The 1,156-nt window shown below is 64.8% G+C and carries 1 protein-coding gene; it reads left to right on the forward strand.

Going from position 1 to position 1,156, the window contains the following annotated elements; genetic code table 11:
- Window positions 1-203 precede the first annotated feature (203 nt).
- Window positions 204-1,156 (forward strand): ABC transporter substrate-binding protein (locus AC1DWI_RS23965; protein WP_477726012.1); only part of this gene is annotated, 953 nt, incomplete at its 3' end.

The raw sequence follows: 1,156 nt of genomic DNA on the forward strand, positions 1-1,156 counted from the left end.
GCCAAACCCGCCATCACGGAATTCCAGAGCGCGAAGGTCGGCGACCTYCGMGGYYTGCCCTCATGGGAAATGCAGCGCTGGAAGGACCGGACCTAGCGAACCCGGAGCTTGCCAACCCGGGGGCGTTGATTTTTGTTTCAGGCGGAAATCCGCGGCCCGGCGCCGTGCCTTTCGCGGGCAACCCCCAACCAAAAGGAGAGCCGATGACCGGCAGATCAATGTTGACGCGCAGGCACTGGTTGCGCCAAAGCGCCGGCCTGGCCGGCAGCGCACTGGGGGCCGCGGGCATTGTTCGCGCCCAGGCGGGCAAGCCATTCACGCTGTCATTTGGCTGGGTGCCGTGGGCGGCTGGCAATTCGCCGACAACGCAATACATGATCGGCAAAAAGCTGTTTGAAAAATATGCCGCGGAGTTCGGCTACGACCTCACGGTGGACTACCGCATCTACCAGACGGGCGCTCCGCAGGTAGACGCACTCACCGCCGGCCAGCTCGACATGGCGCTGTGGGGCAACACGGCAACGCTGGGCGGCATCCTGGCCAGGCTTCCGTTCAGCCTGGCGTCGGTGGCGGAAGGGCGGTTGCGCTTTGTGCTGTGCACGCGCAAGGACTCGCCCATCCGCAATGTGCAAGACCTCAAGGGCAAGACAGTTGGTACCGTGCTGGGCGGCGACCCCTACAACGCGCTGACGCAAATCCTGCGCTATGAGCTGGGCAACCCCGACCCTGCCGCCCACGGCATTCGCATGGTGCACTTGCCGACCTTGCCCGAAGCGGCGCAGGTGCCCAGCGGGGTGGACGCCACGCTGGCGGTGTACCCGGCCTTTCTGAAGGCGCAGGCCACCGGAACGGGCACGGTGGCCATCATGAACTCCCACGGCTACACAGAAGCCCATTACGAGGGGCCGGCCGGCATGGGCGCCGGCATCTTGTTGCCCTCGGTGAAGAATTCGCCTTTCTATCCGGACGGCTACTACCTGCACCGGTCCTTCCGCATCGTGCATAACAGCCTTGTGGAAAAGCACCCGAACCTTGTGCAGGCTTTCCTGCTGGCGCAACAGGAAGCTGTGCATGCACTCAGTGAGGCCGACCCGGAGGCGGTGTCGCAGCTGGTCAAGTCCTACTGGGGCCTGTCTCCGGCGGATGGCGCCAGGGT

This window comes from Polaromonas sp. P3_C2, assembly GCF_056402675.1.